At 62.5% G+C, this 7,147-nt stretch carries 5 protein-coding genes and 2 pseudogenes; 5 read left to right on the forward strand and 2 right to left on the reverse strand.

What is annotated here, in order from left to right; translation table 11 throughout:
- Positions 1–230: 230 nt before the first annotated feature.
- Together G3N96_RS39525 and G3N96_RS36805 are read right to left on the reverse strand one after the other, a co-directional pair.
- Positions 231–476, reverse strand: a pseudogene (locus tag G3N96_RS39525) (acyl-CoA dehydrogenase family protein); the annotation flags it as partial.
- Positions 424–659, reverse strand: a pseudogene (locus G3N96_RS36805) (IS6 family transposase); the annotation flags it as partial. The pseudogenes G3N96_RS36805 and G3N96_RS39525, both read right to left, overlap by 53 nt.
- 472 nt (positions 660–1,131) lie before the next feature.
- On the opposite strand from G3N96_RS36805, the gene G3N96_RS36810 reads away from it, so the two are divergent.
- From G3N96_RS36810 to G3N96_RS36830, 5 genes are read left to right on the forward strand one after another with little or no spacing between them, the layout of a single operon-like run.
- Positions 1,132–2,055 (forward strand): homocysteine S-methyltransferase family protein, encoded by a 924-nt coding sequence (locus G3N96_RS36810; RefSeq protein WP_124669883.1) that lies wholly within the window; start codon positions 1,132–1,134, stop codon positions 2,053–2,055.
- A 42-nt stretch (positions 2,056–2,097) separates the two neighbouring features.
- On the forward strand, positions 2,098–3,675 hold the full coding sequence (locus G3N96_RS36815) for an ABC transporter substrate-binding protein (protein ID WP_206140281.1): 1,578 nt from the start codon (positions 2,098–2,100) through the stop codon (positions 3,673–3,675).
- Complete coding sequence (locus G3N96_RS36820) at positions 3,660–4,667, forward strand: ABC transporter permease (RefSeq protein ID WP_206140282.1); 1,008 nt, start codon at positions 3,660–3,662, stop codon at positions 4,665–4,667. Before G3N96_RS36815 ends, G3N96_RS36820 begins: the two co-directional genes overlap by 16 nt.
- Positions 4,664–5,455: an ABC transporter permease gene (locus G3N96_RS36825; RefSeq protein ID WP_206140284.1), complete on the forward strand. Its 792-nt coding sequence runs from the start codon at positions 4,664–4,666 to the stop codon at positions 5,453–5,455. The genes G3N96_RS36820 and G3N96_RS36825 overlap by 4 nt, the downstream gene beginning before the upstream one ends.
- Positions 5,452–6,960 (forward strand): ABC transporter ATP-binding protein, encoded by a 1,509-nt coding sequence (locus G3N96_RS36830; RefSeq protein ID WP_206140285.1) that lies wholly within the window; start codon positions 5,452–5,454, stop codon positions 6,958–6,960. The genes G3N96_RS36825 and G3N96_RS36830 overlap by 4 nt, the downstream gene beginning before the upstream one ends.
- Positions 6,961–7,147 lie beyond the last annotated feature (187 nt).

The raw sequence follows: 7,147 nt of genomic DNA on the forward strand, positions 1-7,147 counted from the left end.
AAGGCACATTGAATGGCGTCTGGGGCATTTACCATTCCGACGACGGGGGTGCAACGTGGGCGCGCTTCAACGATGACGCGCACCAATTCGGCGGCTCGGGCGTGATGGCCGGCGACTGGAACACGTACGGCCGGATTTACGTCAATGGCGCCGCTCGCGGTCTGATCTACAGCAATTGAGGTCGATCGACCGGGAGGGGGGGCATTCTCGACGTCTACCGCACGGCGCTCTTCGGCGAGCGTCGCGAACGACACGCCGGCGCCGCCGTATTCGCGCGGCACGGTGATCGCGCCCAGACCGCCTTGCGACCATAGATCGAGTTCGGTCCACGGCAGCACGCGATTGCGGTCACGTTCGGCTGCGCCCGACGCGAATACGCCGGCAAGTGTGCGGGACGCGGCGAGCGCCTGTGCGTCATCGGCGATCCGCGTGACGCGTACCCGGTTTGCGACGAGCCGCCTTGGCCTGACTTGCAAAGCCCGCGTCAAACTTGTTGCGCCAACGGCGGATGGTTTCGTCGCTGACTAGTACGCCCCGCTCGAACAACACTCCTCGATATCGCGCAGGCTCAGCTGGAACCGGAAATACCAGCGCACGGCGCAACTGATAACGACCGCCGGATAACGGTGACCGTGATAAAGCGGCGTTGTCTTCTTCATCGCCGCAGCAACGTGACAATGCCCGGACGGGCGCTGAGGCCGTAGCGAATCGGTGCAGGCGAGCAATCGCGATGATGAAGCAGGCGTGCGTGTCGCTTCGCGAAGCAACACGCACGGACGTCCTCGCGTTGCCGCATAGCCGACGTTGGACTGGGAGATTGAGGAACCGTGATGCTCATGTCTGATCCCATCGGATTGGCGGTGCGCGGATGGGGGCGCTGCGCGCGAGGATGTCGATGACGATCATCGGTGCGCCGCAGTGCCGGCAGATGAATACGGGTCGGGTTTCGGTGACGTGGTCGTCCGGTGACGGACTGATCTCGGGGGCAACGCGCAGCAGCTCACGGCGTGGCTGACGTTATTCCGAGTACGGAAAAGTACTCGTTGGCGCTTCGGCATATCCATAGCGAAAACAGTTGGTTTCCCGTACGACATCCTCTCGCTAACATCGTCTGATTTGTGGAGGGCATCAATGGGAATACGTATTCTGGATGGCGGCATGGGGCGTGAACTTTTGCGGATTGGCGCGCCGTTCCAGCAACCCGAATGGTCGGCTCTGGCCTTGATTCAGGCACCCGAATTCGTGCGCACTGCACATGATTCGTTTGTCCGGGCAGGCGCGGATCTCATCACGACCAACTCGTATGCGGTCGTACCGTTTCACATCGGCGAGGAGCGCTTCAATGCGGACGGTTTGAGGCTGGCTGCGCTTGCCGGGAAATTGGCCCGCGAGGCCGCCGATGCCGGCAGTCAACCCGTACAGGTGGCTGGCTCGTTGCCACCGGTGTTCGGCTCCTACCGTCCTGACCTGTTCGATGCCGCGAAAGCGGCTCCACTGCTCGACACGCTGGTTGAAGGCCTCGCACCGTATGTGGATATCTGGCTCGGCGAGACACTGAGTTCCACCGCCGAAGCCAAAGCAGTCCACGCGGCGTTGAATGGCGATTCGCGGCCGTTGTGGCTGTCTTTTACGCTCGACGACACCGCGGATATCGACGCGATCGTGCGTGGCGACGCAGGACCTACCTTGCGTTCCGGAGAAGCGATCGAGACGGCGTTTGCCGTGGCGGCTTCGCTTGGCGTCCAAGCCTTCCTTTTCAACTGCAGCCAGGCCGAGATCATGGAAGCCGCGGTACGCCGCGCGCGCGCGGTTCGAGACGCCTCGCAGGCTGACATCGCGTTGGGTGTGTATGCGAACACCTTTGTGCCGGAACGGCAGCGCGGCCCCGCCAACTCGGGGCTGAGTGCTCTGCGCGAAGACTTGCAACCGCAAGGCTATGCCGAGTTCGCGCGACGCTGGACCGATGCCGGCGCATCGATCATTGGTGGCTGCTGCGGGATTGGGCCGGAGCACATCGCGCTTCTCTCGCACGCGCTACGTGCGGAATTCCACTGATACTCGTCGCGACCTCTCTTTTTCATTTCCGCCTGGATCACCATGTCATTCGATCATTCCGATGAAGCCTTGTCGCCTCACGAGGGCCTGACACGCCGCCGTTTCCTGCAACTGGCGGGTAGCACGGCCGCGGCGCTTTCCGGTTCTGCGCTGCTTGGCTCACGCGCTTACGCGGCCGAAACGCCCAAACGCGGAGGCCATCTGATAATCGGTATCGACACCGCTTCAAGCAGCGACCGCATCGACCCGGCATTCTATTTCGAAGAATTCATGTACAACGTCGGGCGTCAGGTGTTCAACACGCTGACCGATCTGAACGACGACGGCTCGTTGCGCGCAGGACTTGCGCAAAGCTGGGAAAGCCGGGACAACACGCGGACCTGGATCATCAGGCTGCGTAGCGGGGTGCAGTTCCATAACGGTAAGACGCTCGAACCCGCCGATGTCGTGTACTCGCTCGACCACCACCGTGGCAAGGATTCGCAATCGGCGGCCAAGGCGTATCTGGACCCTGTCAAGGAAATCACGATCACAGGTCCGTTGGAACTCACGATCAAACTCGATTCGCCGAACGTCGATTTTCCTTACCTGCTTGGCGATGTGCATTTCGGTATCACGCCCAAGGGCGCGGATTTCGACAAGGGCATCGGCACCGGTGCGTATATTCTTGAAAAATTCCAGCCGGGCGTGCGGGTGTTGACGCGGCGCAACCCGAACTACTGGGACACTGGTCGAGGCTTCGTCGATTCGGTCGAAACGGTCGCCTACAATGATAGCGCAGCGCGCGTGGCCGCGCTGATGAGCGGCTCGGTGCATCTGATCAACCGGGTCGAGCCGCGTCTCGCCAAGCGCCTCGAATCCCTTTCGGCCATCCGGCTCTATCGCGCGCGCGATACCAACAACATTCTGTTTCCCATGCTGGCGGACCAGTCTCCGTTCAACAATAACGACGTCCGGACCGCGCTGAAATATGCGATCGATCGCGAGCAACTGCGCACGTCGCTGCTGGGCGGCTTTGGCTCGGTCGCGAACGACAATCCACTGTTCCCGTCGAATCGCTTCTATACGACGGACGTACCCAAGCACGCTTACGATCCCGACAAGGCAAAGTTCTACTGGAACAAGTCGGGCGTCACGCAACCGGTGGTGCTGTCGGCCGCCGATGGCGCAACTTTCGCGGGCGCCGTGTCGGCCGCCGAGTTGTATCAGAGCTCCGCGAGCAAGGCGCAGATTCCGTTCAAGGTCAACCGCGTACCCGCCGACGGCTACTGGACCCAGGTCTGGATGAAGCAGCCGTTCTGCGCGTCGTCGTGGGCGAACCGCCCGACCGCTGACGCTTATCTGTCGATGATCTGCGTCTCGGGCGCGCCCTGGAACGAGTCGCGCTGGAAAGATCAGGCATTCGACAAACTGGTTGCCGCGGCCCGCTCGGAAAGCAATGACGCGCGCCGCAAGCAGATCTACCACGACATTCAGGTGTTGTACGCGCAACAGGGAGCGTCGGTAATTCCGCTTTACCAGGACTCGTTGCGCGCCTCGCGTTCAATCCTGAAAGGCTATACCGACATTCCCGGCGAGGTCGGATCGCGCGCGGCGGAAAAAGTATGGTTCGCGAGTTGAGTGCAGTACTGCTCGCGCGAACGGCTTTCGCAAGCCGTTCGCCGCTGCTTCGTCTATTCGTCCGACGGGTCGCGCAGGGCATCGTGACCTTGTTTGCCGCGGTCACGCTGATTTTCGCGGGGACGAATCTGCTGCCCGGGAATATCGCCGCGACGATTCTCGGGCAGAGCGCGACGCCCTCGGCCGTGCACGCGATGGAGCGTGAACTCGGCCTCGATCAGCCCGTGCTGGTGCGCTACGGCCGCTGGCTCAGTGGGCTCGCGCACGGCGACTTAGGCAACAGCTATACGACCCGTGTGCCGGTTGCCGAGGCCATCAAGCCGCGTCTTTTCTACACGCTGGTGCTTGCGGCCGGAGCTGCGCTCATTGCGGTGCCGCTATCGCTCGTCCTTGGCATGCTCGCCGTGCTCAGGCAGGGTGGATGGATAGACCGCTGTATCGTCGCCGGGATGCGGTTGTCGGTCGCGCTGCCGGAATTCTTCGTCGGCTATCTGCTGATCGCGTTGTTTTCCGTTGCGCTGCAATGGCTGCCGAGCAGCGCGGCTGACGCGGCAACCGGCACGTTGAGCGCATGGCTGACGAGTCTCGCGCTACCTTGCGCGACACTCGTGCTCGCCATTCTCGGCCACATGACCAGTATGACGCGTGCTGCGCTGATCGACGTCATGGCGCAGCCGTTCGTCGAAATGGCGCAACTCAAGGGCTTGCCTCACGGCCGTGTGATCGTCCGGCATGCGCTGCCGAACGCGATCGCGCCGATTGTCAGCATCATCGCGCTGAATCTCGCTTATCTGACCGTGGGCGCCGTGGTGGTGGAGACCATCTTCGTCTATCCCGGACTCGGACAATACATGGTGGACAGCGTTGTCAAGCGTGACATACCGGCCGTTCAGGCTTGCGGCGTGATCTTCGGCGCCTTGTATGTCGGGCTCAACCTGTTTGCGGATCTCGTCTCGATCGGCGCCAATCCTCGCCTGAGGCATCCACGATGAAACGCAGACCTTATTCGTCGCTCGTGTTCCTGTTGCTGTGCGCGTTGCTGGTGCTGGCCGCGCCGTGGGCCGCACGCCACGGGATCAACGATATCGTCGGCGGCAATTGGGATGGTCCGTCGTCGCAGGCGTGGCTCGGCACGGACAATCTCGGTCGCGATGCGTGGTCGCGCCTGATCTACGGCACCCGGACCACACTCGCGCTCGCTGCGCTATCGACGGTGCTGGCTTTCGCCAGCGGCGGCGTGCTCGGGCTGCTCGCGGGTGTGTGGGGCGGCCGGCTGGACACCGTCTTGTCGCGCGGCAACGATGTCTTGATGTCGATCCCCGCGCTGATTTTTGCGCTGGTGGTGTTGTCCGTGGTGCCGCCGGGCGCGGTGACCGTGTGTCTCGTGGTTGCGGCACTGGAAGGGATGCGGATTTTCCGCGTGACGCGCTCGCTGGCCGCGGGCGCCGCCGCGCTCGATTATGTCGAAGTGGCGCGGTTGCGCGGGGAAGGCGTGGTCGCACTAATCTTTCGTGAGGTGTTGCCGAACATCGCGCGTCCGATGCTTGCAGAGTTCGGCTTGCGCACCGTGTTCGCCGTGTTGTTGATTTCAACGCTGTCTTTCCTCGGACTCGGTTTGCAGCCTCCCTCGACCGATTGGGGCAGTCTCGCCAAGGAGAACAAGGACGGTGTGCTGTTCGGCGTCTGGGCCGCATTGATTCCCGGTGCCGCCATCGGTCTGCTGAGCTTGAGCATCAATGCCGTGCTCGACTGGCTCGCGCAGCGGAGAAGGGCGTTATGAACGATATCGTTCTGGAAGCAATGCAACTGTCGGTCGAAGCACATGGCGCGGATGGCAAATCACGGCGCGTGCTCGACAACGTGTCGTTTGCGCTCGCGCGTAACAGCGTGCTAGGTGTAATCGGCGAATCGGGCGCGGGAAAATCGACGCTCGGGCTTGCCGCACTCGGGCATTTTCGGAGCGGCTTGCGGGCGTCGGCCGGGCGGATCTTGTTGGGCGGACTGGATATGCTGACACTGTCCGAGCGGCGCGCGCGCGAGTTGCGCGGCGTCCGGATCGCCTATGTCGCCCAAGCGGCGGCGGCGGCGTTTACTCCGTCGGGCAGGCTGATCGATCAGGTGATTGAAACCGCTGTCATCCGGGGTCTGTTGACAAAGCGTAACGCGGTGAAGCGCGCGATCGAGCTGTTCTCCCTGCTGGGACTGCCGGAGCCAGAACGGTTCGGTGAGCGCTATCCGCATCAGGTGTCCGGCGGCCAGTTGCAAAGGGCAATGACCGCGATGGCGCTGTGCGCGTCGCCGGATGTAATCTTGTTTGACGAACCGACCACCGCGCTTGACGCTGCGACCCGCGATCAGGTGCTGGCGACCATCTCGCACGCGCTGCGCGCCACCGGCACGTCGGCGATTTTTATCAGCCACGATTTGCCGGTTGTGGCGAGAGTCGCCGATCAACTCCTGGTGTTACGCGACGGGCGTACCGTTGAGTATGGGTCGACCAGAAATATCGTCGATGCGCCCCGCGATTCCTACCCGAAGCGACTGTTGGGCGTGTCCATGCTGGCCCGTGCGCCCGCCGCCGCGTTGCCTCGCGTGCGGCCCGCGTTAGCGGTCGAGGCGATCACGGCGCGTTATCGTGACGGTGCACAGGTGCTGAGCGACGTTTCGCTCGAAGTACACGCGGGGCGCACGCTCGCGGTAGTGGGCCGCTCCGGTTCAGGAAAGTCCAGTCTGGCACGCGTGATCACCGGCTTGCTGCGGCCGGATCGTGGGCGTGTATGGGTCGACGGCGCGCAGATGCCGCCGGATGTCCGCGGCCGCAACAGGGACCAGTTGCGTGCCGTGCAACTCATACATCAACTACCGGATCTTGCGCTCAATCCGGCACAGACGGTCCGGGAAACGATCGGCCGTCCGTTGACCTTGTATTTCGGTATGCGCGGCGCCAGGCTGGAGCGTCGGATCGTGGCGCTCGCCGAACAGGTGGAGTTGAACGCGGACCTGCTCGATCGGTATCCGCATCAACTGTCGGGCGGGCAAAAACAGCGTGTCTGTATTGCACGCGCATTTGCGGCTGAGCCGAGTGTCCTGATCTGCGACGAGCCGACCTCGGCTCTCGACCCACTGGTTGCGCAGAGCGTCCTGGGTTTATTCGTGCGATTGCAACGAGAGTCGGGGATCGCAATGCTATTCATCACACATGACCCGGAGAACGTGCGGGCGGTGGCGGATGCCGTTTTGTCGATCGAAGAGGGAGTGGGGACCTATGTCGATTCACCCGCATAGGTGGGGGTCGTCGAAAAGCCTGCGCTGGGGATTGCGCCGAAGTCGTGATCCGACGATTAAGGAATCACTGATTAATAGGCTATCCCGCGAGGTTGTCGGCGGTGGCGGTTCGGAATTTCCGGATGCCGAAGTGACGTGCCGCCCATTCGAGTGAGTTTGCCCCGAGTATGTGCATCATTTTTCACAC

Source organism: Burkholderia sp. Se-20373 (genome assembly GCF_017104705.1).
Lineage (GTDB): Bacteria > Pseudomonadota > Gammaproteobacteria > Burkholderiales > Burkholderiaceae > Burkholderia.

Coding starts and splice junctions, on each gene's coding strand:
- G3N96_RS36820 (WP_206140282.1), top strand. CDS start 3,660: ATGGTTCGCGAGTTGAGTGCAGTACTGCTCGCGCGAACGGCTTTCGCA.
- G3N96_RS36830 (WP_206140285.1), top strand. CDS start 5,452: ATGAACGATATCGTTCTGGAAGCAATGCAACTGTCGGTCGAAGCACAT.
- G3N96_RS36815 (WP_206140281.1), top strand. CDS start 2,098: ATGTCATTCGATCATTCCGATGAAGCCTTGTCGCCTCACGAGGGCCTG.
- G3N96_RS36825 (WP_206140284.1), top strand. CDS start 4,664: ATGAAACGCAGACCTTATTCGTCGCTCGTGTTCCTGTTGCTGTGCGCG.
- G3N96_RS36810 (WP_124669883.1), top strand. CDS start 1,132: ATGGGAATACGTATTCTGGATGGCGGCATGGGGCGTGAACTTTTGCGG.